This is a genomic window from Streptomyces sp. NPDC029159, assembly GCF_055564055.1.
The window spans coordinates 13,264-40,205 of the sequence record NZ_JBVHWT010000016.1 but is presented as its reverse complement, the minus strand read 5'-3'; the positions used below and the strand labels follow the sequence as shown (position 1 = coordinate 40,205).

Annotated in this window: 24 protein-coding genes; 14 read left to right on the top strand and 10 right to left on the bottom strand. The window is 73.3% G+C overall.

Annotated elements, in window-relative coordinates; genetic code table 11:
• Window positions 1–52: 52 nt before the first annotated feature.
• The 3 genes from ACZ4U4_RS26065 to ACZ4U4_RS26055 all read left to right on the top strand — a co-directional run bounded on the left by ACZ4U4_RS26065 (window position 53) and on the right by ACZ4U4_RS26055 (window position 5,565).
• The gene (locus ACZ4U4_RS26065) at window positions 53–928 is read left to right on the top strand and encodes a lysozyme (RefSeq protein WP_467878866.1); all 876 of its coding nucleotides are present in this window, start codon (window positions 53–55) and stop codon (window positions 926–928) included.
• A 236-nt stretch (window positions 929–1,164) separates the two neighbouring features.
• Window positions 1,165–2,451, top strand: coding sequence for a glycoside hydrolase 5 family protein (locus tag ACZ4U4_RS26060; RefSeq protein ID WP_467878863.1), 1,287 nt, complete (start codon window positions 1,165–1,167; stop codon window positions 2,449–2,451).
• A gap of 72 nt (window positions 2,452–2,523) precedes the next feature.
• On the top strand, window positions 2,524–5,565 hold the full coding sequence (locus tag ACZ4U4_RS26055) for an alpha-mannosidase (protein WP_467878861.1): 3,042 nt from the start codon (window positions 2,524–2,526) through the stop codon (window positions 5,563–5,565).
• A 39-nt stretch (window positions 5,566–5,604) separates the two neighbouring features.
• On the opposite strand, the gene ACZ4U4_RS26050 is transcribed toward ACZ4U4_RS26055, so the two are convergent.
• Window positions 5,605–5,820: a hypothetical protein gene (locus tag ACZ4U4_RS26050; protein WP_467878858.1), complete on the bottom strand. Its 216-nt coding sequence runs from the start codon at window positions 5,818–5,820 to the stop codon at window positions 5,605–5,607.
• Window positions 5,821–6,009: 189 nt separating this feature from the next.
• On the opposite strand from ACZ4U4_RS26050, the gene ACZ4U4_RS26045 reads away from it, so the two are divergent.
• A complete protein-coding gene (locus ACZ4U4_RS26045) occupies window positions 6,010–6,201 on the top strand; it encodes an antitoxin (RefSeq protein WP_467878855.1) in 192 nt (63 codons plus the stop codon).
• A gap of 114 nt (window positions 6,202–6,315) precedes the next feature.
• Here ACZ4U4_RS26045 and ACZ4U4_RS26040 read toward each other — a convergent pair whose 3' ends face one another.
• From ACZ4U4_RS26040 to murJ, 5 genes are all read right to left on the bottom strand, one after another.
• The gene (locus ACZ4U4_RS26040; protein ID WP_467878851.1) at window positions 6,316–6,675 is read right to left on the bottom strand and encodes a hypothetical protein; all 360 of its coding nucleotides are present in this window, start codon (window positions 6,673–6,675) and stop codon (window positions 6,316–6,318) included.
• Window positions 6,676–6,906: 231 nt separating this feature from the next.
• Window positions 6,907–7,113, bottom strand: coding sequence for a cold-shock protein (locus ACZ4U4_RS26035; protein WP_467878848.1), 207 nt, complete (start codon window positions 7,111–7,113; stop codon window positions 6,907–6,909).
• A gap of 289 nt (window positions 7,114–7,402) precedes the next feature.
• Window positions 7,403–8,656 carry a D-alanyl-D-alanine carboxypeptidase family protein gene (locus ACZ4U4_RS26030; protein WP_467878845.1) on the bottom strand — a complete coding sequence of 418 codons (1,254 nt, stop codon included), beginning with the start codon at window positions 8,654–8,656 and terminating at the stop codon, window positions 7,403–7,405.
• A gap of 140 nt (window positions 8,657–8,796) precedes the next feature.
• Window positions 8,797–9,675, bottom strand: a complete 879-nt coding sequence (locus tag ACZ4U4_RS26025; protein WP_467878842.1) for an endonuclease I family protein — start codon at window positions 9,673–9,675, stop codon at window positions 8,797–8,799.
• A 273-nt stretch (window positions 9,676–9,948) separates the two neighbouring features.
• Window positions 9,949–11,508: a murein biosynthesis integral membrane protein MurJ gene (murJ, locus tag ACZ4U4_RS26020; protein ID WP_467879194.1), complete on the bottom strand. Its 1,560-nt coding sequence runs from the start codon at window positions 11,506–11,508 to the stop codon at window positions 9,949–9,951.
• A 244-nt stretch (window positions 11,509–11,752) separates the two neighbouring features.
• Here murJ and ligD (ACZ4U4_RS26015) point away from each other — a divergent pair, with 244 nt between their 5' ends.
• Window positions 11,753–12,730 carry a non-homologous end-joining DNA ligase gene (gene ligD, locus ACZ4U4_RS26015; RefSeq protein ID WP_467878840.1) on the top strand — a complete coding sequence of 326 codons (978 nt, stop codon included), beginning with the start codon at window positions 11,753–11,755 and terminating at the stop codon, window positions 12,728–12,730.
• Window positions 12,731–12,741: 11 nt separating this feature from the next.
• On the opposite strand, the gene ligD (ACZ4U4_RS26010) is transcribed toward ligD (ACZ4U4_RS26015), so the two are convergent.
• Complete coding sequence (gene ligD / locus ACZ4U4_RS26010) at window positions 12,742–13,635, bottom strand: non-homologous end-joining DNA ligase (protein WP_467878838.1); 894 nt, start codon at window positions 13,633–13,635, stop codon at window positions 12,742–12,744.
• Between the two features lie 30 nt (window positions 13,636–13,665).
• Here ligD (ACZ4U4_RS26010) and ku point away from each other — a divergent pair, with 30 nt between their 5' ends.
• Together ku and ACZ4U4_RS26000 are read left to right on the top strand one after the other, a co-directional pair.
• A complete protein-coding gene (gene ku, locus ACZ4U4_RS26005; protein ID WP_467879192.1) occupies window positions 13,666–14,811 on the top strand; it encodes a non-homologous end joining protein Ku in 1,146 nt (381 codons plus the stop codon).
• 107 nt (window positions 14,812–14,918) lie between these two features.
• Window positions 14,919–15,293 (top strand): RNA-binding S4 domain-containing protein, encoded by a 375-nt coding sequence (locus ACZ4U4_RS26000; protein WP_467878835.1) that lies wholly within the window; start codon window positions 14,919–14,921, stop codon window positions 15,291–15,293.
• 34 nt (window positions 15,294–15,327) lie between these two features.
• Here the strand turns inward: ACZ4U4_RS26000 and ACZ4U4_RS25995 are convergent, their stop codons facing one another.
• The gene (locus ACZ4U4_RS25995; protein ID WP_467878832.1) at window positions 15,328–15,768 is read right to left on the bottom strand and encodes a YchJ family protein; all 441 of its coding nucleotides are present in this window, start codon (window positions 15,766–15,768) and stop codon (window positions 15,328–15,330) included.
• A 244-nt stretch (window positions 15,769–16,012) separates the two neighbouring features.
• Between ACZ4U4_RS25995 and ACZ4U4_RS25990 the strand changes: the two genes are divergently transcribed.
• The 3 genes from ACZ4U4_RS25990 to ACZ4U4_RS25980 all read left to right on the top strand — a co-directional run bounded on the left by ACZ4U4_RS25990 (window position 16,013) and on the right by ACZ4U4_RS25980 (window position 20,943).
• Window positions 16,013–16,207 (top strand): hypothetical protein, encoded by a 195-nt coding sequence (locus ACZ4U4_RS25990; RefSeq protein ID WP_345081089.1) that lies wholly within the window; start codon window positions 16,013–16,015, stop codon window positions 16,205–16,207.
• Window positions 16,208–16,597: 390 nt separating this feature from the next.
• Complete coding sequence (locus ACZ4U4_RS25985; protein ID WP_467878829.1) at window positions 16,598–18,268, top strand: FtsK/SpoIIIE domain-containing protein; 1,671 nt, start codon at window positions 16,598–16,600, stop codon at window positions 18,266–18,268.
• Window positions 18,269–19,062: 794 nt separating this feature from the next.
• Window positions 19,063–20,943: an ABC transporter ATP-binding protein gene (locus tag ACZ4U4_RS25980; protein ID WP_467878827.1), complete on the top strand. Its 1,881-nt coding sequence runs from the start codon at window positions 19,063–19,065 to the stop codon at window positions 20,941–20,943.
• Between the two features lie 30 nt (window positions 20,944–20,973).
• On the opposite strand, the gene ACZ4U4_RS25975 is transcribed toward ACZ4U4_RS25980, so the two are convergent.
• A complete protein-coding gene (locus tag ACZ4U4_RS25975) occupies window positions 20,974–22,479 on the bottom strand; it encodes an SCO1417 family PLP biosynthesis transcription factor (RefSeq protein WP_467878825.1) in 1,506 nt (501 codons plus the stop codon).
• A 106-nt stretch (window positions 22,480–22,585) separates the two neighbouring features.
• Between ACZ4U4_RS25975 and yczE the strand changes: the two genes are divergently transcribed.
• The 4 genes from yczE to ACZ4U4_RS25955 all read left to right on the top strand — a co-directional run bounded on the left by yczE (window position 22,586) and on the right by ACZ4U4_RS25955 (window position 26,216).
• On the top strand, window positions 22,586–23,263 hold the full coding sequence (gene yczE / locus ACZ4U4_RS25970) for a membrane protein YczE (RefSeq protein WP_467879190.1): 678 nt from the start codon (window positions 22,586–22,588) through the stop codon (window positions 23,261–23,263).
• Complete coding sequence (locus ACZ4U4_RS25965) at window positions 23,260–24,060, top strand: glycerophosphodiester phosphodiesterase (protein WP_467878823.1); 801 nt, start codon at window positions 23,260–23,262, stop codon at window positions 24,058–24,060. The genes yczE and ACZ4U4_RS25965 overlap by 4 nt, the downstream gene beginning before the upstream one ends.
• Before the next feature lie 61 nt (window positions 24,061–24,121).
• A complete protein-coding gene (locus ACZ4U4_RS25960) occupies window positions 24,122–25,477 on the top strand; it encodes an MFS transporter (protein ID WP_467878820.1) in 1,356 nt (451 codons plus the stop codon).
• Between the two features lie 361 nt (window positions 25,478–25,838).
• Window positions 25,839–26,216, top strand: coding sequence for an RNA polymerase-binding protein RbpA (locus ACZ4U4_RS25955; protein ID WP_026170122.1), 378 nt, complete (start codon window positions 25,839–25,841; stop codon window positions 26,214–26,216).
• Window positions 26,217–26,378: 162 nt separating this feature from the next.
• Here the strand turns inward: ACZ4U4_RS25955 and fxsA are convergent, their stop codons facing one another.
• On the bottom strand, window positions 26,379–26,939 hold the full coding sequence (gene fxsA, locus ACZ4U4_RS25950) for an FxsA family membrane protein (protein ID WP_467878818.1): 561 nt from the start codon (window positions 26,937–26,939) through the stop codon (window positions 26,379–26,381).
• Window positions 26,940–26,942 lie beyond the last annotated feature (3 nt).

The window sequence follows — 26,942 nt, the reverse complement described above, 5'->3', positions numbered from 1 at the left end:
ATGTTTCGCATCCGCCGATCACGACCTCACCGATGGCTTTCGGAGGCACTCGATGCCCTTGCGCAGTTCCGGTCCCGCCCGCCGTGCGATCCCCGTCACGGCCGGAACCCTTATCGTCCTCACCGCGCTCGCCCTGCCGCTCGCGCTGCCCACCGCCGCGGTGGCCGCCACCGGGAACGGCCGGGAGCCCGCCCACCCCGAGCAGGACTGGATGGGCTCCACCATCGCCGCCCACGAGGGGGGCGAACGGGCCGGCGGCAAGGACACGGACGACCCGGAGACGACGGAGTCCGGCGCGGCCTCGTCGGTCAACGGCGTCGACGTCTCCAGCCACAACGGCAACGTCGGCTGGTCCGCCCTGGAGCAGAGCGGGGTGCGTTTCGCCTACGTGAAGGCGACCGAGGGAACGACCTACAAGAACCCGTACTTCACCCAGCAGTACAAGGGGTCGTACGACGCGGGGATCATCCACGGCGCGTACCACTTCGCGCTGCCCGACCACTCCAGCGGCGCTTCGCAGGCGAAGTACTTCGCGAAGGAGGGCGGCGCCTGGTCGAAGGACGGCAAGACGCTGCCCGGGGCGCTGGACATGGAGTACAACCCCTACGGGTCGACCTGCTACGGCAAGTCGGAGTCCGCGATGATCGACTGGATCGCGGACTTCCTGAAGACGTACCGCGCCGAGACCAAGCGGGACGCCGTCCTCTACACCTCCACCAACTGGTGGAAGCAGTGCACCGGCAACTCCAAGAAGTTCGGGAAGACCAACCCGCTGTGGGTTCCCCGTTACGGCTCGTCCGTGGGTGAGCTGCCGGCGGGCTGGAGCTTCCACACCATCTGGCAGTACACCTCCAGCGGGCAGACGGTCGGTGACCGCAACCGCTTCAACGGCTCCTTCAGCCGGCTGCAGGCACTCGCCAACGGCTGACGCCGCCCCGAACGACGGCCGGTCCCCGGCGCCCGATGCGGCGCCGGGGACCGGCCGTTCGGCGTGCGGCGGCCCGCACCGGGCGGCCCCGGCACCGCCATCCGGCCACCGCTCCCGGTCTCCGCCGCGCCGCGGTGTTTCTCCGTCCTCGATACGGGCCAGGGTGCGGTCATGGGATCCGCGGTCCGGCCCCGTCCGGCCGCGTCCGCCGGTTCGTCCGACCCGCAGGAGCCGCCATGCCCGAGCAGGAGACCGATCGCCGCCCGCCGCGTTTCGGCGTCAACTACACGCCGTCGCAGGGGTGGTTCCACCACTGGCTCGACTTCGACCTGGACGCGGTGCGGGCCGACCTGGACGCCGTCGCGGGCCTCGGCCTCGACCACGTACGCGTCTTCCCGCTGTGGCCGCTGTTCCAGCCCAACCGGACGCTGATCCGGCCGCGCGCCGTGGAGCAGCTGGTGGCGCTGGCGGACGCGGCCGCCGAGCGGGGTCTGGACGTCGCCGTCGACGGCCTCCAGGGGCATCTGTCGAGCTTCGACTTCCTGCCCGCCTGGACGCGGACCTGGCACCGCCGGAGCCTGTTCACCGATCCGGAGGTGCTCGCCGGGCAGCAGGAGTACCTGCGGACGCTGGCCGCCGCCCTCGCCGATCGGCCGGCGTTCCTCGGGATGACGGTCGGCAACGAGTTCAACCAGTTCGCGGACGGTCCGCACCCCGATCCGGACCGGATCGACGCGGCGCAGGCCGGGGCGTGGCTGGAGCTGATGCTGGCCGCGTGTGAGCGCGGGGCGCCGGGGCGGCTGCATCTGCACGCCGCCTACGACGCCGCCTGGTATCAGGACGGTCACCCCTTCACGCCCGCGCACGCCGCCCGGCTGGGCGCGGTGACGGCGGTGCACTCCTGGGTGTTCAACGGGACGGCGCAGCGCCACGGCGCCACGGGTGCCGCGACGGAGCGGCACGCCGCGTATCTGATCGAGTTGTCGAAGGCGTGGGCCGACGATCCGCACCGTCCGGTGTGGCTCCAGGAGGTGGGCGCCCCGGCGCCGCACATCCCGCCGGACGGCACCGCCCGTTTCACCGCGGCCACCGTCGACGCCGCGCTGGACTGCACGGACGTGTGGGGCGTGACGTGGTGGTGTTCGCACGATGTGGACCGGGCGCTGGCGGACTTCCCGGAGCTGGAGTACGGGTTGGGGCTGTTCACCACCGACGGGACGGCCAAACCGGCGGCGCACGCCCTCGCCGAGCGGGCCGCCGCCCGGCCGCCCCGCCCCGCGCCGCGCACCACCGCGCTCGTCGTCGACGTGGGCGCCCCGGAGACGGCTCCGCACCGGTCGGTGTGCGCCCCGGGCGGGCCGGTCTTCGAGGCGTGGGCCCGGCTGGCGGCCGACGGGGTCCGGCCCGCGCTCGTACTGGACCGGCACACCGGCGGTGCGGGCCTTGCCGCGGCCCGCGGCATCACGGAGCTGGTGACGCCGGACGAGGTGCTCGGCGGCGCCGCCGCCCGGCGTCCCGGCTGATCACCGGCCGCCCGCTCCCCGTCCTGTCACCGCAGCTCACCACAGGTATCTCAACGTTACGGAGCACACCTCATGCACGACGACCGTGCCCTGACCGAAGCCCGGCTCGCCCGGGTCCTCGCCGATCGCATCCGGCCCGCGCTCCATCCCGTATCCGTACCGCTGGAGGTCTCCGCCTGGGTCGCCCCGGGGGAGCCGGTTCCGGTGGCGGAGGGGATCGCGGCGCCGCACTCCCCCGTGGCCGTCGGGGACGCCTGGGGCGCGCCCTGGGGAACGACATGGTTCAAGGTGACCGGTGAGGTGCCCCGGGAGTGGGCGGGGCGGACCGTGGAGGCGGTGCTCGACCTCGGGTTCGACGAGCGGCAGCCGGGCTTCCAGTGCGAGGCGCTGGTCCACACGCCGGACGGCGCGCCCGTCAAGGGCCTCAGCCCGCGCAACCAGTGGGTGCGGGTCGGCGCCCCGGTGCGCGGCGGCGAGCGCGTGGAGTGGCATCTGGAGGCGGCGTCGAACCCGGTGATCATGGGCGATCCGCCGTTCCGGCCGACGCCGCTGGGCGACCCGGAGACCGCGGGCGACGCACCGCTGTACCGGCTGGCGCGGATGGATCTGGCCGTGTTCGACCAGGCGGTGTGGGAGCTGATCCAGGACTTGGAGGTGCTGGGCGAGCTGATGGCCGAGCTGCCGGTGGAGGCGGGGCGCCGCTGGGAGATCCTGCGGGCGGTCGGCCGGGCGCTGGACGCGGTGGACCTCCAGGACGTGAACGGTACGGCGACGGCCGCGCGGGAGCGGCTGCGGGAGGTGCTGGCGGCGCCGGCGGGGGCGTCGGCGCACCGGATCAGCGCGGTGGGGCATGCGCACATCGACTCGGCGTGGCTGTGGCCGCTGCGGGAGACGGTGCGGAAGGTGGCGCGTACCGCGTCGAACATGACGGCGCTGCTGGCGGACGAGCCGGAGTTCGTGTTCGCGATGAGCCAGGCGCAGCAGTACGCCTGGCTCAAGGAGCACCGGCCCGCGGTGTACGCGAAGGTCAAGGAGGCGGTGGCGGCGGGCCGGTTCGTCCCGGCGGGCGGGATGTGGGTGGAGTCGGACACCAACATGCCCGGGTCGGAGGCGATGGCGCGGCAGTTCGTGCACGGGCGGCGGTTCTTCCTGGAGGAGTTCGGCGTCGAGAACGACGAGGTGTGGCTGCCGGACACGTTCGGGTTCGCCGCGGGGCTGCCGCAGATCATCAAGGCGGCGGGCGCCCGCTGGCTGCTGACGCAGAAGATCTCCTGGAGCCGGACGAACTCCTTCCCGCACCACACCTTCCGCTGGGAGGGCATCGACGGCACCCGGATCTTCACCCACTTCCCGCCGGTCGACACGTACAACTGCGAGATGTCCGGGGCGCAGCTGGCGCACGCGGCGCGGAACTTCAAGGAGAAGGGGGCGGCGAGGCGGTCGCTGGCGCCGACCGGGTGGGGTGACGGCGGGGGCGGCACCACCCGGGAGATGGTCGCCAAGGCGCGGCGGGTGCGGGATCTGGACGGTTCGCCGGTGGTGGTGTGGGAGAAGCCGGCGGACTTCTTCGCGGCGGCGGAGGCGGAGTATCCCGAGGCGCCGGTCTGGGTGGGTGAGCTGTATCTGGAGCTGCACCGCGGGACGCTGACCAGCCAGGCGCGCACCAAGCGCGGCAACCGCCGCAGCGAGCAGTTGCTGCGGGAGGCGGAACTGTGGTCGGCGACCGCGGCGGTGACGGCCGGTCATCCGTATCCGTACGCGGCGCTGGACCGGTTGTGGAAGACGGTGCTGCTGCACCAGTTCCACGACATCCTGCCCGGTTCGTCGATCGCCTGGGTGCACCGGGAGGCGGCGCGGACGTATGCGGCGGTCGCGGCGGAGCTGGAGGAGATCGTCGCGGAGGCGCTGGCGGCGCTGGCCGGGGACGGGGAGCGGGAGCTGACGGCGAACGCGGCGCCGCACGCCCGTTCCCAGGTCGCTGCCGGCGGGCTGGCCCCGGCGGTGTCCGAGGGCGGTCCGGTGGCCGCCGAGCCGCGCGAGGGCGGCGGGTTCGTGCTGGTCAACGGCGTGCTGCGGGCGGAGGTCGACGGTCGGGGGCTGCTGGTGTCGGTGTACGACCTGGCGGCGGAGCGGGAGTGCGTGGCGCCGGGCGGCGCCGCCAATCTGCTCCAGCTGCACCCGGACTTCCCGAACATGTGGGACGCGTGGGATGTGGACGCGTTCTACCGGAACACCGTCACCGAGCTGACCGACGCGGACGAGGTGGTGCTCGCGGCGGTGTCGGACGAGGCGGCTACAGTGCAGGTCACGCGGCGGTTCGGGGCCTCCCGTGTGGTGCAGACGGTGACGCTCGCCCGGGGCACGGGCCGGGTCGATCTGGCGGCGGAGGTCGACTGGCACGAGACGGAGAAGTTCCTCAAGGCGGCCTTCCCGCTGGATCTGCACACCGACCGGTACGCGGCGGAGACCCAGTTCGGGCATCTGTACCGGCCCACGCACACCAACACCAGCTGGGACGCGGCGAAGTTCGAGGCGTGTGCGCACCGCTTCGTCCATCTCGCGGAGCCCGGCTGGGGTGTGGCGCTGGTGAACGATGCGACGTACGGGCACGACGTGACCCGCACCGTGCGGGAGGCGCCCGGCGAGGCGGGCACCACGACCACGGTGCGGCTCTCCCTGCTGCGCGCCCCGCGCTTCCCGGACCCGGAGACCGACCACGGGGTGCACCGCTTCGGGTACGCGCTGGTGCCCGGCGCGGACATCGGCGGTGCGGTGCGCGAGGGCCACCGCATCAATCTGCCGGAGCGGCGGGTGACGGGTGCGGGCCCGGTGGCGCCGCTGGTCTCGGTCGCCGAGGAGTCGGTGGTGGTGACGGCGGTGAAGCTGGCGGACGACGGCAGCGGCGATGTGGTGGTGCGGCTGCACGAGGCGCACGGTGCGCGCACCACCGCGACGCTCACCCCGTCGTTCGCGCCGTCGGGGGTGGTCGCCACCGACCTGCTGGAGCGCCCTCTGGCCGACGGCCCGCGTCCGGTGCGGGACGGCGCCGCGGTGCGGCTGGCGCTGCGGCCGTTCCAGCTGGTCACGCTGCGGCTGACGCGGGCGGCGGGGTGAGCGTACGGGCAGGGCGGTGGGCGTTCGGGCGCCGCGGTGTCACGGTGGGTGGCCGTCGTCCGGGGATGCGGCGGGCTCGTCCTCCTCGGGGTAGCCGTCGTGGCCCGGGTCGAGGTCGAGCATGTCCAGCAGCAGGGACAGCTCCCCCGCGTCCCGGGCCCGGCCGGCCAGCGCGGACCGGGCCCGCCGACGCTCCTCGTCGCGGCTGATGCGGCGGGGCGCGGGCCCGTCGGGCGTGCGGTGTTCATCGGTCACCGGTGCATTCTGGGCCGGTGCCCGGGCGGCGCGCCCGCCGGACGGGCCGCCGCTGCGCCGCCCAGGCCGTATCCGTGGCCCGGCCGGGTGACGGCGGCGTGGACCGGCGACGCGGGCCGCGGGGATGCGGGGCGCCGGGGCGGGGGCGATGCTGGAGCCGACGGGGATCGTCGTGAGGGAGGATGACCCATGTCCATGCTCGACAAGCTCAAGTCCATGCTCAAGGGCCACGAGACACAGACCGGCAAGGGCATCGACAAGGCCGGCGACTACGTCGACGAGCGGACCCAGGGGAAGTACAGCGGCCAGGTCGACAAGGGCCGGGACCGCCTGAAGGACGAGTTCGGCGGGGGCGACAAGGGCCAGCCGCCGCAGTCCTGACCCCCCGGGCCGCGCCCGCCACCGTGGTCCGCCCTTTCCGTGGCCCCGCGCGGGCGCGCCCCGGCGCTCCCGGACGGGGCCACCGGCCGGCCCGGGACCGGCCGGGACCGGGCGTCACGCCCCGGTGATCTCCAGGCCCCGCAGCGGGCCGGGGTCCAGCACGGCGCCGCCCGCGGCGAGCGCGCGCGGGAGGTCGGCGGCGGTGACTCCGGCCAGATACAGGGCCGCCTCCTCGCCCTCGGCGGCATGGCCGCGCTTGCGGCGGCGGACCTCGATGGCCTCGACCGTCACCTCGCGCGGCCCCGCGGGCAGCGGCAGCAGGCCCCGCTGCCCGGTCCGTATCGCCCCGGAGACCACCTGCCCGGTGAAGACCACCCCGCGCGTCGGTACGACGAAGACATCCGCGACGGTGAAGCGGAACGGCCCTGCGACCGGCGGCGGTTCGGCGCCGCCACGCCTGCTGAAGATCCCCATGCCCGCCATCCTCGCACGCCCGTACGACAACGATCCGGGTTATCCACAACGGTGCAGGTGGGCTGCCTCTTCCGAGCCGATGACGACGCTGTCCGCCGCCTTGGCGCGCGATGTTCGGCGGGCCGGGCGATGCCGTGGCTCCAGAAGATCCTCAACGACCGGGAGCCATGAGCCGGACACACGACGGCGCCCGCCCCGGACGTGCGGGGCGGGCGCCGTGGTGGGCCGTGATCAGACGGCGACGCGGATCTTCTCCGCCTGGGGGCCCTTCTGGCCCTGGGTGATCTCGAACGTCACCTTCTGGCCCTCCTGGAGCTCCCGGAAGCCCTGGGCGTCGATGTTCGAGTAGTGCGCGAAGACGTCGGCGCCGCCGCCGTCCTGCGCGATGAAGCCGAAGCCCTTCTCCGAGTTGAACCACTTCACGGTTCCGCTGGCCATATCCGTCTCCTTCGTTCAAGGGGCTCGTATCGGCTTCCGCGCGGTGCGGCAGCCGGAGGTGATCGCCCTGGTCCGGAGAGGTATCGCACAGAAAGAACGCCCGTGAAGGCGACACGGGCGTCCGGCACTTCGGAACCACGACAGCTGATCGGGACGCTACACCGAGTGCTGCCCGGCAGTCATCACCACCGTGGCAGTCGCGTCACGGGTCCCCTGCCGGAACGCGCCCTCGGTCCACCGAATCCCCGACCGGTCGTACGTCCGTACGGGGCCCGGCCGGGGCGGCGAATCAGCCCTGCCGGCGGCGGAGCACGACCACCGTGGAGCCGGTGACCAGCACCGCTCCCGCGGCGATGAACCACCACACGCCCGGTCCGGAGCCGTCCGGCGTACCGGCGTCGCGGCCCAGCGCGGCGGCGCGCAGTACGGCCGCCCGGTCGGTGGCGCGGCGTCGGTCCCCGCGGTCGGCGGCGGGCTGGTGGGAGGCCGGTGCGTCGGTGTCCGGTTCCGAGGGGGCCGAGGGCAGCGGCCCCACGCGGTCCGGCAGGATCGCGACCGGCTCGATGTCGGGTGCGGCGTCGAAGCCCCAGTCCAGGAGCGAGCGGGCCTCCTCGTAGACCGCGTTGTTCTTGCCGGACTGCGGGTTCATGACGGTGACGAGCAGGGTCCGGCCGTCGTGGCGGGCGGCGGCGACGAGTGTGTTGCCCGCCTGCGAGGTGTAGCCGTTCTTGACGCCGATGAGGCCGGGGTAGGGCTCCACCCCGTGCGAGCCGACCAGCAGCCGGTTGGTGTTCTGGATGCCGAACGAGTCCGGGCCGCCCGACTCGGGGAACTCCGCCTCCTTGGTGCTCGCGAAGCGGGCGAAGTCCTTGTTGGTGAGCCCGGTCTTGGCGAAGAGCGTGAGGTCGTAGGCGGAGGAGTGCTGGCCGGGCGTGTCGTAGCCGTCCGCCGACTCGACATCGGTGTCCCGGGCGCCGAGGCGGTCGGCCATCGCCCGCATGTCGTCCAAGGTCGCCTCCCAGCCGCCGTTCATCGCGGCCAGGGTGCGCACCGCGTCGCTGCCGGAGCTGAGGAAGACGCCACGCCACAGGTCGGCGACGGTGTAGCGGAGGTCTTCCTTGATGCCGACGAGGGAGCTGCCGGGACTGATGCCCGACAGGTCGTCCTCGGAGACGGTGTGCACGGTCTCCTGACCGAATTTCGGCAGCACGGTGACGGCGAAGAGGGTCTTGAGGGTGGAGGCGGGCGGGAGTTCGCGGTGGGCGTCCTTGGCGGCGAGCACCCGGCCGTCGTCGGCGTCGGTGACCATCCAGGACAGGGCGGAGACATCGGGAGGTTCGTCGACGTCGGGTGCGGTGCGCACCTGGACGCCAGGGCGGTCGAGGCGGGCGGCGGCGGAGGTGGCCGGGGCGTCACCGGCCACCAGGGGGCCGTCCCCCGGGGAGCCGGCGGCTGCGGCCGGGAGGGCGGTGACGGCGACGGTCGCGGCGCAAACGGCCGCGGCGGTCCCGGCTTTGACGGTGGGCCATTTCGCTGACGACATGGGGCCACGCTAGGAACGGCCCCGGGCGCGTCGCCGTCTGGAGTGCTCCATACGGTTCATCACCACGACCCGGCACGGCGTGTCGGGTCGACGTGGCGGTCCGGGCCGGGTCGACGCGCGTCGACCCGGCCCGGATCAGGTCACCAGATCTCGTTGACCCACTCGGGGTGGTCGATGAACGGGTTCCTGTTGTGCTGGTACTTGTCGAAGATCACCTGGTTGCGGTGCTGCTCGAAGGCGTCGGGCGGGTCGGCCTGGCTCCACGCCTTGAGGACGGAGAGCTTCCCGATGTTCGGGGCCGAGCCGTTGTCGACCTTGTCGTTGGGCTCCAGGTCGGGGAAGCCGTCGTCGCCGTCGTAGCGGACGGCCATGTAGAGGATCATCCGGGCGACGTCGCCCTTGACCGCGTCGCGTGGCTCGAAGGAGTCGTTGTCGGTGAAGCTGCCGGGCGCCTCGGGGACCGGGGAGCCGCCGTTGTCGAAGTCCTTGTTGCCGCGGTCGCTGTTGACGGAGACGTCCTCGGGCCGCAGGTGGTGCAGGTCGGTGCCGGGGCCGGTGGAGGTACCGAAGTCGCCGTGGGACTTGGCCCAGACGTGCTCGCGGTTCCAGTCGTCCGGGTTCCCGCCGTTGGTGTCCTTGCCCTGGGAGCGGCCGGAGTAGAGGAGGATGACGTTGGACTTGTTGTTCGGGTCCTCGTCGGTGTCCTTGAGGGCGTCCCAGACCTGGCTGTAGGTGAGCTTGCCGGTCTGGGTGGACTTGATGATCTGGTGCAGGCTGGACTTCAGCTCCTGCCCGGTCTTGCCGATCGCGTCCTTGTAGTAGGTGTCGTCGTAGGCGGTGTGTGTCGCCCCGGGTACCGCCGGTCCGCCGGACACATGGGCGGCGGCCGGGTGGGGGGCGACGGGGGTGGCTGTCGCGGTGGCCGGGAGCTGGGTGGCCAGTGCGGCGGACGCGGCCACGGCGGCCACGGCGAGCGCGGTACGGCGGCGACCTCTACGGGTCGCACGGGTGATGTCCACGAAGGTGTCCTCTCCCCGAATGGTGGTACCGGGCCGCGAGTTGTGGGGGTGCGGCCGATACCGGCCGTTGGGTGTACGGCCGGTGGGCAGCCTTCCACCGCAACAAATCCCACAGTGTGAACACCAGGGGGGAGTTGTGTGCGCAGACCGTGAAGGGCGGTCCTTTCCTGCCGGACGGCCCCGATTGTCGGACGGCCGCACCGCCGTTTCCGCGCCACCGGCGGCCGCCTCCCGGACCGTGTGCCGTCCGGGAGGCGGCCGCCCGACGGCCGGTCAGGCGCGCCGCAGCCCCGGCAGCCCGCGCAGTTCGCCGACGCGCAGCAGCCGGGCCAGCGCCCAGAAGGCCGCCGCCATGGTGAGGCCGCCGGCCAGCAGGGTGAGGGCGGGCGCCCCGCTGCGGACGATGCCGGTGGCGGCGAGGTGGCCGAGGAGCGCGGCTGCCGCAGCGGCGGCGGCCAGTTTCCCGTAGGTGCGGCACAGGCGCCGCCCGTCGAGCCTGCCGTGGAGGCGGCGGCGCAGCCGGACGGCGGTGAGCAGCAGCCCGGCGGCGTAGGCGACGGCGTACGCGGCGGCCATGCCGGTCACCGCCCAGCGCGGCGGCAGCAGCAGATGGCAGGCGACGGCGAGGGCGATGTTGACGGCGGCGATCTGGGCGGCGGTCCAGAACGGCGTACGGGTGTCCTCGAAGGCGTAGAAGCCGCGGACCAGCAGGTACTGCGCGGAGAACGGGATCAGGCCGAGGCCCAGCGCCTGGAGCATGTGCCCGGCCGGGGCGGCGGAGGCGGCGTCGACCGCGCCGTGGGCGAAGAGGAGCTGGGCGGTCTGCGGACCGAAGGCGAGGAAGAAGAAGCCGGCCGGGACGATGACGACGCCGCTGGCGCGCAGCGCGCGGGAGAGGTCGCCGCGCAGATCGTCCAGGCGGTGTTCGGCCACCGCGCGGCTCATCCGCGGCAGCAGGGCGGTGACGAGCGAGACGGTGACGAGGGACTGCGGCAGCATCCAGATCGTCTGGGCGTAGGAGTACGCGGTGAACCCGACCCCGGCGGTGGGCAGTTCGCGGTCGGCGGCGCCCGCGAGGTGGGTGACGACGGTCATCACGGCGAGATTGGCGAGCACCAGGAGCAGGGTCCAGCGGGCGGCGGTCAGGCTCTTGCGGAGGCCGGCGCCGCGCCAGTCGAAGCGCGGGCGGAAGCGGAAGCCGGACGCCCGGACGAACGGGATGAGCGCCACGGCCTGGACGACGATGCCCGCGGTGGTGCCGATGCCGAGCAGCCGGACCTGACCCGCGGTGATGTCGGCGACCTCGCGGGGACCGGTCAGCAGGGCGACGTAGAGGCCGAATACGGCGATGAGGACGAGGTTGTTGAGGACCGGCGTCCACATCATCGCGCCGAACTTCTGCCGGGCGTTGAGGAGCTGCCCGAGGATGAAGTACAGGCCGTGGAAGAAGATCTGCGGCAGCAGGAAGCGGGCGAAGACGACGGTGAGGTCGAAGGCGGCGTGGTTCCCGGGGCCGTCGGACGCGTAGACCGCGACGATCTGCGGCGCCGCCCACACCGCGAGCACCGTACCGACCGCCAGCACGCTCAGCACCAGCGTGACCAGCCGCTGTTCGTGGGCGTGGCCGCCGTCCGGATGCTCGGCCCGGGCGCGTACCAGCTGCGGGACGAGGACGGAGTTGAGGGCGCCGCCGATGAGGAGGGTGTAGACGCTCATCGGGACGACATCGGCGGTGGTGTACGTGGTGGCGAGCAGGCCGGTGCCGAGGGCGGCGGCCTGGAGGGTCTGGCGGACCATGCCGGTGGCCCGGGAGACGGCGGTGCCCGCGGCCATCAGCGCCGAGGAGCGCAGCGCTCCGGTGGGTTTCGCCGCGGCGTGTCGGGGGCCTGCGGCGGGCGGCGGGCCGGCCGGGGCCTCGCCGGTGGGCGGTATCCGCAGCGGCAGGGTGTCGTCGGGTTTCTCCTGGGTCATGGGCGTCAACCTTTGCCGGGGCACCGCCGCGGCCGGGCGGATCATGCCCGTACGGGCACGGCCGGTACGCCCTGCGGGTCCGGTCCGGGCGGCCGACCATCGAGGTATGGCGGATTCCACGGGCCCCGGCCGCTCCCCCGGTGGTGCGCCGCCGGTGATCGCGCCGATGCTGGCGGTGCCGGGGCCGCTGCCCGTACCGGACGACGGCTGGGCGTTCGAGGTCAAATGGGACGGTGTGCGGTGCATCCTGGCCGTGACGAGCGACGGGTCCGTACGGCCGGTGTCGCGGGCCGGGAACGATCTGACGGCGGCCTACCCCGAACTGCTGGTCCCGGCGGACGGTGCGCGGGGGCACACGCTCGTCCTCGACGGTGAGGTGGTGGCCCCGGACGCGGCGGGGCGGCCGGACTTCGGGCGGTTGCAGCACCGGATGGGCGTGGCCGATGCGCGGCGGGCGGCCCGGCTGGCGCGTGAGACGCCCGTACGGCTGGTCCTCTTCGACGTGCTGTACCTCGACGGCCGCTCGCTGCTGGCACAGCCGTACCGGGAGCGGCGCCGGGTGCTGACCGGTCTGGAGCTGTCCGCACCGGCCTGGTCGGTGCCGGCGGCGCTGCCCGGGCACTCCGCCGAGGCGTGGGACGCGGTGGTGCGGGCGGGCCTTGAGGGCGTGGTCGCCAAGCGGCTGGATTCCCGGTACACGCCGGGGGCGCGGTCGGCGCACTGGCGGAAGACGAAGCGGGTGGAGACGCTGGATGTGGTCATCGGCGGCTGGACGCCGGGGCTCGGCGGGCTGCGGGGACTGCCGGGGGCGGTGCTGGTCGGCACCGATGCGCCCGAGGGGCTGCGGTTCGCGGGGTCGGTCGGGTCGGGGATGTCGCTGCGGGAGCGGCGGGAGCTGGCCGGATATCTGGAGGTGCTGGCCCGTGCGGAGTCACCGTTCGCCGGGCCGGTCGAGGCGGCGGGGGCCCGCTGGGTGGAGCCGCGGCTGATCGCCGAGGTGACGGCGTCGTCGTGGACGGAGGCCGGGCGGCTGCGGCATCCGGTGTGGCAGCGGCTGCGGCCGGATCTGACGCGGCTGGGCTGAGCATGGGCCGGTCAGACCGTACGGGGCAGCGGACGCGCGCGGTTGGGGTTGAGCAGCGGGGCGAAGACGTCGCCGTGGCGGGTGCGGCGCCCGGCGATCTCGCCGAAGAGGAAGGTGAGTTGGGCCGGGTCGGTGCAGGCGGCGACCTCGTCCCAGGTGACGGGTGTGGAGACGGTGGGCCTGGCGCGGGCCCGCAGGGTGTAGGCGCAGGCGGTGGTCTTGGCGGCGGCGTTCTGCGAGTAGTCGATGAAGACCTTGCCGGGGCGCAGCTCCTTGCGCATCTTCGCGGTGACCAGGTCCGGGAACGCGGCGGCGGCCTCGACGGCGAGGGCGCGGGCGTAGGCGGTGGCGTCGTCGGAGGGGGCGGGTTCGATGGGGGCGAGCAGGTGGAGCCCCTTGGAGCCGCTGGTCTTGACGCAGGCGTACAGCCCGTCGGCGGCCAGCCGCTCACGCAGCCAGAGGGCGACGGCGCAGCATTCGACGAGGGTGGCGGGGGCTCCGGGGTCGAGGTCGAGGACGAGGCGGTCGGCGGTACCCGGAGCCTCGCGGGTCCACTGGGGTGCGTGCAGTTCGACGACGAGGTTGGCGGCCCACACCAGGGAGGCGAGGTCCTGGAGCAGCACCTGCCGGCGGGAGGCCGCGGAGCGGGACGGGACCTCGCAGGTCTTCACCCAGGCGGGCGTACCGGGCGGCACGTTCTTGGTGAAGAAGCGCTCGCCGTCGGGCCCGTCGGGGTAGCGCAGAAAGGAGACCGGCCGGTCGTGGAGGTGGGCGAGCAGGGCGCTCGCCGTGGTGGTGACGTAGTGCAGCACCTCGCCCTTGGTGGTGCCGGTCTCCGGATAGAGGACCTTGTCGAGTCGGGTGAGCGAGAGACGCCGCCCCTCCACGACGGTTATCGGCGACATACGATGAGAATCCCACACAAGGGATGAATGATGCGATCTGTATGGAACGGCGCTATTTCCTTCGGCCTGGTCAGCATCCCCGTGAAGACCTACAGCGCGACGGACCGCAGCACCTCCGTCTCCTTCGTCCGCATCCATGAGAAGGACGGCGGACGCATCCAGTACCGCAAGGTCTGCGAGCTGGACGGCGAGGAGGTCCCCAACGAGGAGATCGGCCGGGGCTACCGGGCCACCGACGACACGATCGTGCAGGTCACCGACGAGGACCTGTCCCATCTGCCGCTGCCCACCACGAAGACGCTGACCATCCTGGCGTTCCTGGACGCCGGTGAGATCGACCCGCTCCAGATGGACCGGGCGTACTACCTGGGCCCCAACGGCCCCACCGCCACCAAGCCGTACACCCTGCTGCGGGAGGCGCTGGAGCACCACGGCAAGGTCGCCGTCGGGAAGGTCGCGATGCACGGCCGGGAGACGCTGGCGATGCTGCGGGCGCACGACGGGGCGATCGTGATGCACGCCCTGCTGTGGCCGGACCAGATCCGTTCGACGGCCGGGGTGGCGCCGGACGACGTCGAGATCCGCGACAGCGAACTGACGCTGGCCGAGACGCTGATGGACTCCCTGGGGGAGCTGGACCCGGACGAGCTGCACGACGACTACCGCGAGGCGGTGGAGAACCTGGTCGCCGCGAAGCTGGAGGGCGGCGAACCGGCCGCCCCGGAGACCGCGGGCGCCTCCGGTGGCCAGGTGATCGACCTGATGGCCGCACTGGAGAGCAGCGTCCGGGAGGCGCGGAAGGGCCGCGGCGAGGAGACCGGGGCGGACGAGGAATCCGGGGAGGAGGCGGACGCGACCGTCACACCGATCCGCGGCCGCAAGAGCGCCAAGAGCGGGACGGGCACGAAGAAGTCGGCGTCCCCGGGCCGGAAGACGGCTGCGGACTCCTCGGGGACGTCGGGACGGAAGCGGACGGCGGCGAAGACGTCGGGCAGCCGGACGAAGTCGGCCACCGGATCCGGCAGTTCGGGCACGGGCACGAAGAAGAGCGCCGCGAAGAAGACGACCGCGAAACGCTCGACGAAGGAGTCCGCATCGAAGAAGACCGCCGGAACCGCCAAGTCGGACGGCACGAAATCGGCGGCCAAGGGGACGTCCAAGCGCACGTCCGCGTGAGCGGGCGGGCGTCCGCCCTGGTCATCGGGTACGGAACGGCCGCCGGGCAGCGGCTCCGCGCCCCGGCCACGGCGCCCGCTGTCACCTCAACGTTCTAGAGTCGGAACATGGCTTCAGACGAGGGGAACACCCGCATCGACAGCTGGATCTGGTCGGTCCGGCTCACCAAGACCCGGTCGCTGGCGGCGTCCGCCTGCCGGGCGGGCCATGTCCGGGTCAACGGCGAGCGGGTGAAGCCCGCGTACACGGTGCGCACCGGCGACGAGGTGCGGCTGCGGCACGCCGGGCGGGAGCGGATCGTGGTGGTCTCGCGGCTGGTGCGCAAGCGGGTGGGTGCGCCCGTCGCCGCGGAGTGCTACGTCGACAACACCCCGCCCGAGCCGCCGCGCGCCCAGGTACCGGTCGTCGCGGTCCGTGACCGGGGCGCGGGCCGCCCCACCAAGCGCGACCGCCGCGAGATCGAGCAGCTGCGCGGCCGCTGAGGCGCGCGGACGGCCGGGGCGGGGGCCCGGTGATTCACGGCCCGTCGAGCGCGTCCACGTACACCCAGGCGCCGTCCTCGCGGACGAAGCGGCTGTTCTCGTGCTGACTGTCGGCGGCGCCGCGCCAGGTGGAGTGGGCGCGGAACTCCACCGTGCCCTCGGTGTGGAAGGCGCTGCCGCCGGTGGTGGCGAGGATGTCCAGGCCGGTCCACCGCCGCTCGGCGTCGAGGTCGAGGGTGGCCGGGCGGGTCGAGGAGTGCCAGGTGCGCAGCAGATAGGCGGGGTCCCCGGCGGCGAAGGCGGCGTAGCGCGAGCGCATCAGCCGCTCGGCGGTCGGGGCGGCGGCGTCGCCCCGGTGGAACGGCGCACAGCAGTCGCCGTAGACCGCGTCCCGGCCGCAGGGGCAGGGGTCGGCGGCGGTGAGGACGGGGCGGGCGACGGGGCGGCGGGGCGCGCTCTTCGGCTTCTTCGACACGGATCGATTGTGCAGGTCGGGCGAGCGGTCCCCAGCGGCGGGTGGGTACCGCACGCGGTTCCGCCCGGACGGCGGCCGGGCCGACATCCGCAGGCCGTATCCGGACATCAGGCCGATTTTCCATGCGCCCATATGAACGGATTCAACGACAAATCACTCTTTTGCGGCTTTTCCTGGCTTGGTACGTCCTGTGAGGTTGGAAGAACTCATGGTGACCGTCCCACTCCTCCCAGGAGAGAACCTCATGATTCTGTCCATTTCCGGTGTGATCCTGCTCGGCGTCATCGTCTTCCTCTTCTTCCGCAAGGACGGCCTCAAGGCCTCGCACGCCCTGGTGTGCGCGCTCTTCGGCTTCTACCTGGCGGGCTCCGCCATCGCCCCGAGCATCAAGGCGGGCGGCGCGAGCCTCGCCAGCCTCCTGGGAGGGCTCCGCATCTAGGTCCTGTCGTCACACTCCCGTCGTCGCCCGAAGGGCGGCCTCGCGGCGTCTGGTGCGTGCGATCGCAAGGCGGAGGGTCGTCCCGGTACCGGGTGTACCGGGATGAGCCCGACAACGCGGCGAGCGTGCGTGCCAGGCGTCGCGCGGCAGGCGGGAGTGTGGCGACAGGGCCTAGCGGCCGTCCGGGCGGGATCCGGCGGACGGCGCTCCCCAGGGCGTGTCCTTCGCCGGGCCCGGCCCGGTGTCCGTAACGTCACCTCCGGCCGCCGGGCGGGACCTTCCGGCTCCCGCCCGGCGCCGCACTCCCCCACCCCGGCACGTGTCCCGCCGCTCCCCGGCCCCGCTCCCCCGCCGGGCCCCCACCGCCGCGTACGACCCCAGGAGACCGATGTGGCCCGGCGACCTCTGCCCCGCATCCTGACCGACCGCGCGCCGCTCACCCGTGGCCGTGAGCTGGCGCGCACCGCAGCCGACGGCGCCGGCGACATCTTCCACCCGCTGATCACTCTCAGCCGCGGGCTGCGCCGCCTCGCCGTCTCCGCCGGGCAGCGCTGGCGCGCCACGCCCCAGGAGCGGCGGGCCCCGATGTCCTTCCTGACCGGCGCCTGCATCCTCGCCGTGGCACTGGCACCGTACGGCCCGCTGCTCGGGCTGCTCGCGGTGATGGGCGCCGCCGCCTGGGCCGGACGGGACCGCACGCCCGCGCCCACCGGCCCGGGCGACGCGGAGTCGGCCCGGCTCCGTGTGCTGTACGAGGCGCTCGTCCCGTACTTCGCCGGGGACGGCGACCCCGAGCCGCTCTACGCGCACGGCGGCGACTGGATGGCGCCGTTCGAGGCGTACGCCTTCGACGACGACGGCCGGATCGAGCAGCTGCATCTGCGCTACCCGGCGTACTTCACCGACGGGGAGCCCGCGGCCCGGGCCCGGATCGAGCAGGTGCTGCACGCGAAGTCGGGGCGCGGCCGGGAGTACCGCTTCGACTGGGACGCGGAGGCGAACACACTGACGCTGACCGTCCTGGAGGCGCTGCCCACCGACATCACGGCACAGCGGTTCGTGACCGCGCCCGGTGAGACGGTGCTCGGCTTCACCGATCCGGAGTCGGTACAGCGGACGCTGCCGGTCACCGACGGCGACGTGACGTGGGACGAGCCGCCGGTGGTCTGGCGCACCGGGGCGCGCTCGACCGAACCGCATCTGCTGATCCTGGGGCAGCCCGGGTCCGGCACCACGACGCTGCTGCGGTCGCTGGCACTCCAGGCGCTGCTCCACGGCGATGTGCTGATCATCGACGGCGGCGGCACCGGCGAGTTCGGGGCGCTGGCCGGGCGCGCCGGGGTGCTGGGCGTGGAGAGCGGGCCGTCGGGTGCGCTGGCGACGCTGGCGTGGGCGGCGCAGGAGACCGAGCGGCGCCTCCTCGCCACCAGCCGGGCCCGTCAGGCGGGCGAACCGGCCCCCGACGACACCCGCCGCCCGCTGTGGATCCTCGCCGACCGGCCCACCGCGCTGACCCATCTGGCCGCCGCCGAGGGCCATGACGATCCGCAGCGGCTGCTCCAGGTGCCGCTGCGGCACGGGCGCGCGGCGCAGGTCACGGTAGTGGTGGCCGAACAGCTCGACAACGCCGACCTGCTGAGCGATCCGGTACGGGTACACACCACCCGCGCCCGGGTGGTGCTCGGGCCCGCGGCGCCGGACGAGCTCCGCATGACGCTGGGCGCCGAGCCGCACACCACTCCGACGCCGGAGGTGCCGCCCGGCCGCGGTTACGCCCGGCTGGGCGCCGGCCCGGTCCTGCGCCTCCAGGTCCCGGCGACGCCGGATCCGCACGACGAGACGGCGGACGAGACCGAGCGGCGGGCGGTGCTGGCACTGCTGCCGGAGCGCACCGTGCCCGCCGGGGAGCGGTCGGCCGGTCGGCCGGTGCGGATGACGAAGGCGCCCGCGCACCCCGCAGAGGCGGCGGAGCCGCCCGGCCGGACGGCCGCCGGGCCGACGGGCGCACCGGGCACGCTCCCGGTCCACGGCACGGTGCGGGCAGCGGGCGCGGAGGGCTGACGGGCGCGCCCGGCGAATCCCCCCAGAGAGCGGAAGCACGGCGGGCGGCACAGGGAAAGGGGGAGGTCATCGCCTTGTGTCGACCGTCGGCAACTGCCCTCGCACCGGCGACAACCTGACCAATTTGTCTAATTTTCACGCAATGCCCTTGTTGGGGCCGAGGGCTCGACGTACCGTCGGAAGTGTCGCGGTAAGACGTCCGTCAGGACGAACCGCAGAGAACGCCCCGACGGGCGCGCCGAATCGCCACCGGAGTACGGTCCGGGAAAGCCGCGGCGGCATCCGATCACTGGAGGCAGAGATGACCTTCAAGGTGTTCTTCCCCCGCATCCGTGACGACCGCGGCGGACACGGTGGCGGCGGTCGCGGAGACCACGGTTACGGCGGCGGCCGGGGCGAAGGCTTCGGCGGACGTGACGGACGTGGCGGATACGGCGGACGTGACGACGGCGGTTACGGTGGATGGGGAGGCGGCCGCGGCGGCTTCCGCAGGTAACCATCTGACCCGTTGTCGCGGATTTCCCGATATCCGTAGACGGTCATGAAATGTGCCTCGGATTCACGAACCTGAGGCACGTGGCGAGGCGGGCTCGCGTACACCGCGCGGGCCGGCCTCGTGCGCTGCCGTCCCCCGTTTGCCGTGGTACCGCACGCGTCCCTCCCGCCTCTGCGCGACGACCGCCGCGGTCACGACCGGCGGAATGGTGACGGCCGTGCGACGAAGGCGCCCAACGGCCGGAAGGCGGAGACCGTCGACGACCGCGGCGAACACCGTCAACGGCCAGGAGCGCCGCATGGCCCACGACCGCCGACCCGAAGCGGACCCGCCCGTCTCCCCCACCGCACCCCACACCCCGCCCCCGGAGGCGCGTCCCCCCTCCTCGCCGCGCACCCAACTCACCGGCGAAACGCCCATTCTGACGCGCCACGTCGGCCCGGTGGAGGCGTTCCACCGCTTCTGGCCGCTGACCCGGGGCGACCGCCGCTGGCTGCTGACGGTCATCGGGTGCGCCGTCGTCACCGCCCTCACCGAGACCGCCGCGATCCTGCTCTTCGCCCAACTCACCGACCAGGCCCTGGCGAAGGGCTCGGTCAGCGCCTTCTGGAGCCCCGCCGGCACCTGGCTCGCGGTGGCCGTCTTCGGCGCCGTCGTCGGCTATCTCGGCAACTCCCTCGCCGCCTGGATCGCGGAACGCTTCCTGCTGCGTCTGCGCGCCCGGGTGTTCTCCCATCTCCAGAAGCTGCCGCCGCACTTCTTCCAACGCAACCGCCGCGGCGACCTGGTGGAACGGCTGACCGGCGACATCGACGCCATCGAACGGCTCGTCGTCAGCGGTGTGGTGGGCGCCTCCGCGGCCCTCTTCGCCGCCCTCTTCTACGGCGCCGCCGCTCTCTGGCTGCGCTGGGAACTGGCCCTCGCCACCTTCATCGCCGCCCCCCTCTTCTACTTCGCCACCCGCCGCTTCACCGGACGGATCCGCCAGGTCACCCGCCGCCAGCGGGCCGCCGACGGCGCCCTCACCTCCGTCGTCGAGGAAACGCTGGTCAATGTCGTCCTCACCCAGGCGTACAACCGCCAGCGGGACGAGGAGGAACGCCTGGTCAGGGAGGCCCGCCGCTGGCTCCGCGCCTCCGTCGCCAGCGCCCGCCTGGGCGCCCTCTACGACCAGTTCATCGAGGTCCTGGAGACGCTCTGCGTGCTGGCCATCATCGGTCTGGGGGCCTGGGAGATCTCGGCGGGCCGGCTGACCCTCGGGCAGCTCCTCGCCTTCGCCGCCTTCATCGGCTACCTCTACCCGCCGATCCGCTCCCTCGGCCACCTCGGCCTGACCGCCACCGCGGCCACCGCCGCCGCCGACCGGCTGCTGGAGATCCTCGACGCCCACCCGGCCGTCACCGACCCGCCCGCGGCCCGTGCCGTCCCCCTCCCGCACCGCGCCCACGGCGAACTCCGCATCGACGACGTCACGTTCCGCTATCCCCACTCCTCCCACCACGACGCCCTCAGCAGTCTCTCCTTCACCGCGCACCCCGGCGAGTTCGTGGTCGTCACCGGCCCCAGCGGCGCCGGCAAGTCCACCCTCGCCGCCCTTCTCCTCCGCTTCTACGACCCGGACACCGGCACCATCCGCCTCGACGGGATCCCGGTCGACCGCCTCCCCCTCACCGACCTCCGCCGCAACATCACGCTGCTCCCCCAGGAGACCCTCGTCCTCCACGACACCATCGAGCGCAACATCGCCTGCGGCCGCGACGACCCCACCCCCACCCGCGACGAGGTCACCCGGGCCGCCCGGGCCGCCGACGCGCACGGCTTCGTCACCGCCCTCCCGGACGGCTACGACACGGTCATCGCCCCGTCCACCGCCGCCCTCTCCGGCGGCCAACTCCAGCGCGTCGCCATCGCCCGCGCCATGCTCCGCGACGCCCCGGTGCTCATCCTCGACGAGCCCACCACCGGGCTCGACACCCTCGCCGCCCAACGCATCCTGGCCCCCCTGCACCGCCTGGCGGCCGACCGCACCACCCTCGTCATCACCCACGACCTCGACCTGGCCACCACCGCCGACCACATCCTCGTCCTCAACGACGGCCACCTCACCGAATCCGGCACCCACCCCCAGCTCCTGGCCCGTGGCGGCCTGTACGCGGAGCTGTTCGAAGGGCGGGCGTGAGCGAGAGCGGACCGGCCGAGGGCCCGCCGCTCAGGCGACCAGCGTCCGCACCGACTCCACGCCGGTGGTGTGGCCACCGGCCACCAACCGGGCCGCGTTCGCCAGCCGGTCGGCGGCCTCCTCGGCGACCGCGCCGCCGACCGTGAACGGCAGCCGTACGTACCCCTCGAAGGCGCCGTCCACACCGAATCGCGGCCCCGACGGCACCCGCACCCCCAGCCGCTCCCCCGCCTCGGCGATCCGGGAGCCGGACAGGCCGCCGGTGCGCACCCAGAGCGTGAGGCCGCCGTGCGGGACGGTGAACTCCCAGTCGGGCAGCGCGCGGCGGAGCGCGCCGACGATCGCGTCGCGGTTGCGGCGGGCCTCCTCGCGGCGGATCGCGACCGCCTCCTCCCAGCCGCCGGACCCCAGCAGCGAGGCGATGGCAAGCTGTTCGAGGACGGGCGAGCCCAGGTCGGAGTAGGCGCGGGCGGCGACCAGGCTGCGGATCAGATCGGGCGCGGCGCGCACCCAGCCGATCCGCATCCCGGCCCAGAACGCCTTGCTGGCCGAGCCGACGGTGATGACGGAGCTGCCCGCCGGGTCGAAGGCGCAGACCGGGCGCGGCGGCTCGGGATCGTCGTCCAACCGCAGTTCGGTCATGGTCTCGTCGACGACGAGGAGCGTGCCGGCCGCGCGGGCCGCATCGACCATACGGCGGCGCTGGTCCTCGGTGGCGAGGGTGCCGGTGGGGTTGTGGAAGTCGGCGACGACGTACGCCATCCGCGGCGCGGCGTCCCGCATCACCTGGCGCCAGGCGGGGATGTCCCAGCCGCCCAGCCGCTCGGTGAGCGCCACCGGCACCAGCCGGGCGCCCGCGTCCCGCATCAGCTGGAGGATGTTGGCGTACGACGGGGAGTCGACGGCGACGCGTTCGCCGGGGCCGGTGCAGAGCTTGCAGATGGCGGCGACGGCGCCCATCGCGCCCGTGGTGACCATGATCTGCTCGGGCATCGTGGGGATGCCGCGGGCGGTGTAGCGGTCGGCGAGCGCCTGGCGCAGGACGGGCAGGCCCGCGGGGTAGTCGCCGTGGGTGTGGGCGTAGAGCGGCAGGTCGGTCATGGCGCCCTGAACGGCGCGGGTCAGCCACGGCTCCGGGGCCGGAAGCGCCGCGCACCCCAGATCGATCATGGATCCGCCGGCCTCCGGCGGCAGCGGCTCCAGCCCGCGGGTGGGCAGCGGGTTCCCGGCCGGTACGGCGGTCCAGCTGCCGGAGCCGCGGCGGGACTCCAGGAAGCCTTCGGCGCGCAGCGCCTCGTAGGCGGCGGCGACGGTGGTGCGGCTGACGCCGAGGGCGCCGGCCAGTTCGCGTTCGGCGGGCAGCCGGGCGGCGACCGCGATGCGCCCCTCCAGGACGAGCAGGCGGACGCCGTCGGCGAGGCTGCGGTAGGCGGGCAACCGGCGTCCGGTGGCGGTCTGTTCGGCGTCCCCGGGGTCCTGCGACCGGAGCAGCCGGGCGAGCTGCGGAGCACCCACCGCCGAAGTCCACTGCGCCATGATTGCAGTCCACCTTTCCCCGATTGGCTCTCGATACCCCGTACCGGCCTGCCACATGGTGGCACGCGTCGGTCCAATCCTGCCAGGAGGGGGAAGTTCGTTGTCCATGGACGAGGCGCACAAGACGCCGGGGGCATTTCTGCCGCGTCGGCTCGTGCAGCTCTACACGGGTCTGGTGCTCTACGGCGTGAGCATGGCGCTCCAGCTGCGCGCCGGGCTCGGTCTGGAGCCGTGGAGCGTGCTCAACCAGGGCATCTCGCTGCACACGGGGCTGTCGATGGGGACGGTCACCATCGTCACCGGTGCGCTGATCCTGCTGCTGTGGATACCGCTGCGGCAGCGCCCCGGGCTCGGCACGGTCTCCAACGTCATCGTGCTGGGCCTGGTCATGGACGCGACGCTGTCGCTGCTCCCCACGCCGCAGGCGCTGGCCGTCCGTATCCCGCTGCTGTTCCTCGCGGTGCTGGTCAACGGCGCGGCGACCGGTCTGTACATCTCGGCGCGGTTCGGTCCGGGGCCGCGCGACGGTCTGATGACCGGGCTGCACCGGCGTACCGGGCGGCCGGTGCGCCTGGTGCGGACCTGCATCGAGGTGGCCGTGCTCGCCGTGGGTTTCCTGCTCGGCGGCTCGGTCGGCGCGGGCACCGTCCTGTACGCGCTGGCGATCGGCCCGCTGGCGCAGTTCTTCCTGCGCCGCTTCGCGGTCAAGGGGCTGCCGCCGGAGCCGTCGCGGGTGGTGGCGGGCGGTGACGCCCCGGCCGCACCGGTGACAATGACCGAGTGACCACTGCGATACGCCCCCGCCACCCGTACCTCGACCACCCCGCACCGCTGCCGTTCGCCCACCGCGGCGGGGCGGCGGACGGGCTGGAGAACACCGCCGCGGCGTTCCGGCGCGCGGTCGCGGGCGGCTACCGCTACCTGGAGACCGATGTGCACGCCACCTCGGACGGGAAGCTGGTGGCCTTCCACGACGCGACGCTGGAGCGGGTCACCGACGGGCGGGGCGCGATCGGGGAGCTGCCGTGGCGGGCGGTGCGCCGCGCCAAGGTCGCCGGGCGGGAGCCGCTGCCGCTCTTCGAGGACCTGCTGGCGGAGTTCCCCGAGGCGCGCTGGAACGTCGATCTGAAGGCGGAGGCGGCACTGGAGCCGCTGGTGGATCTGGTGCGGCGGGCGGACGCCTGGGACCGGGTCTGTGTCGGGTCGTTCTCCGAGGCGCGGGTGGCGCGGGCGCAGCGCCGGGCCGGGGTGCGGCTGGCGACGTCGCTGGGCACCCGCGGCGTGGCCGGGCTGCGGCTGCGCTCGCTGGGTCCGGCGCCGCTGCCGCTGGACCGGCTGCTGGGCGCGGCGGTGCGGCGCAGCGCGGTCTGTGTGCAGGTGCCGGAGCGGCAGGCGGGGATCCCGGTGACGGACCGGCGGTTCGTCCGCGCGGCGCATGGGCTGGGGCTGCAGGTGCATGTGTGGACGGTGAACGATCCCGGCCGGATGGCCGCGCTGTTGGATCTTGGTGTGGATGGCATCATGACCGATCACATCGACACACTGCGTGCGGTGCTGACCGGACGGAACGCCTGGATCTGACCCCTGGGCCCCAGGTCGCGCCGCCAGGGGAAGACGGGGGTGGCCGGTGCACGCACCGACCGTGGAGGAACAACCCGCGCGGCTCGCCGCGCTCCGCCGCGAACAGCGCGGCTGGTACTGGTACGACTGGGCCAACAGCGTCTACTCCACGACCGTGCTGACGGTCTTCCTGGGCCCGTATCTGACCTCGATCGCGCAGGCGGCCGCGGGTCCGGACGGTTTCGTCCACCCCCTCGGGATACCGGTGCGCCCCGGCTCGTTCTTCGCGTACACCGTCTCGGCGTCGCTGCTGCTGTCGGTGCTGGCGATGCCGCTCGCCGGGGCGGTGGCCGACCGGACGGGCCGGAAGAAACCGCTGCTCGGCCTCTGCACGGTGGTCGGGTCGGTGGCGACGGCGGGGATGTTCTGGCTGGCGGGCACGCGCTATCTGCTGGGCGGGGCGCTGCTGATCGTCGCGAACGTCGCGTTCGTGGTGTCGATGATGCTCTACAACTCCTATCTGCCGCAGATCGCCGGGCCCGAGGAGCGCGACGCGGTCTCCACCCGCGGCTGGGCGTTCGGCTATGCGGCGGCCGGTCTGGCGCTCATCGCCCATCTGGTGCTGTACGGCGCGCACGCCTCCTTCGGCCTCACCGAGGGCACCGCGATCCGTATCTGCCTGGCGTCATCCGGCCTGTGGTGGGGGCTGTTCTCGGTCATTCCGCTGCGCAGACTGCGCGACCGCTGGGCGGACCGGGCGCCGGAGCGCCCCGGGCCGGACGGGCCCGCGGTGCTCGGCCAGGGCCTGGCCCAGCTGCGCGCCACCCTCCGCGACATGCGCGCCCACCCGCTCACCCTCGCCTTCCTGCTGGCGTACCTCGTCTACAACGACGGCGTGCAGACGGTCATCACCCAGGCGTCGGTCTACGGTTCGCAGGAGCTGGGCCTCGATCAGACGACGCTGATCATCTCGGTCCTGCTGGTACAGGTACTGGCGGCGGCCGGGGCGCTGGTGATGGGGCGGCTGGCCCGGCGGTACGGCGCACAGCGCACGGTTCTCGGTTCACTGGCGGCGTGGACGGCGACGATCGTGGCGGGGTGTGCGCTGCCGCCCGGGGAGCCGGCGTGGTTCTACGCGCTGGCCGCGGCCATCGGCCTGGTTCTGGGCGGCAGTCAGGCGCTTTCGCGCTCGCTCTTCTCGCATGTGGTGCCGCGCGGCAAGGAGGCGGAGTACTTCTCCGCGTACGAGATCAGCGACCGTGGCGTGAGCTGGCTGGGGCCGTTGGTGTTCGGGGTGGCGTACCAGCTGACGGGGAGCTATCGGCTGGCCATCGCGTCACTGGGGGTGTTCTTCGTGGTGGGATTCGTCCTGCTGGCGCGGGTCCCGATGCGGCGGGCCGTGGCGGCTGCGGGGAATCCCGTACCGGACCGGATTTAGTTTCGGCGTAGGTGGCGCGGTAGTATACGCCTTTGGCTCACCAGGCGGACCGTTACTGCGCGTTCAAGAGAAGTGGGCGTCGGGTGACATCTCCTGTCAGATGTGACAAAACGGGCGCTGGTGGGTACAACAAGGGGCGGCACGAAGGTAGGCAGCGGCGCGCAGCGTCTCCGTCATGGCGGAGACGGGCGAGTGGTGAAGGTGAGCAGCGGCGTACGGCGCCTCCGTCAGGAACGGTGGTCGGTGACGGGCGGGCGCATCCATCCCGGATTCGGGAATCTTCACCGCCGACCGGACGTTGACCAGATGACGACGACAGCGACACCTGTCCTGTGGGCGACAAGCCCGGGAGGCACGATTCATGAGTGAGCGAGCTCTTCGCGGCACGCGACTCGTGGTGACCAGCTACGAGACCGACCGCGGCATCGACCTGGCCCCGCGCCAGGCGGTGGAGTACGCATGCCAGAACGGACATCGATTCGAGATGCCGTTCTCGGTTGAGGCCGAGATTCCGCCGGAGTGGGAGTGCAAGGTGTGTGGTGCACCCTCGCTTCTGGTGGATGGCGACGGCCCGGAGGAAAAGAAGGGTAAGCCCGCGCGTACGCACTGGGACATGCTCATGGAGCGGCGCACCCGCGAGGAGCTGGAGGAGGTGCTGGCCGAACGGCTGGCCGTCCTGCGCTCCGGCACCATGAACATCGCCGTGCATCCGCGCGACAGCAACCGCAAGTCCGCCTGACGACCGGACTTCCCGACGCAGTAGCGCACCACAGCAGCACTTGAGGGCCGGTGCCACCACTTGGTGGCACCGGCCCTCATGCATGTCCGGGCGGCGCGGCCCGGGCCGGTCCCACTCCTCCGCGGACGCGGACCGGCCCGTCGACGGTGCCCGGCCGCCCGCTCAGCGGGGCAGCGGCGGGTCCTGGCGGGGCGGGCGCGGCGGCTCGTCGTCGCGGATGACCTCACCCTGGACGACCTTGCCGTCGGGCCGGTGCATCCGCGCCTGCTGGAAGGCGTCACCGAGGGAGCCGGGCGCCGGACGCGCGGCGCGGTCGGTCAGCAGCTTCTCGGCGCGGCGGCGGATCAGCTTCCCGGTCGGCGGGAAGAGGCAGAGCAGGCCCAGCACGCCGGAGACCATGCCGGGCAGGATCAGCAGCAGCCCGCCGAGCATCGGCAGGGTGTTGCCGCCGTCCTTGGCGGGCTCGGGCGCCGTACCGGACTGCACCGACTCGGCCAGCCGGCGCCAGGCCCGGCGGCCGGCCCGCTTGATCACATAGCTGCCCGCGACGACCCCGGCGATCAGCAGGAAGAAGACCGTCCAGCCGCCGGCCGCCTCGGCCACCAACCGGAGCAGCCAGACCTCCAGGACCAACCAGGCGATCACCGCGAGCGGCAGGAAGCGGCGGGCGGCGGAGTGCCGGGGCGGGCGGGGCGGTGGCGTGGGCGTGGCTCCGAACGTCATGCC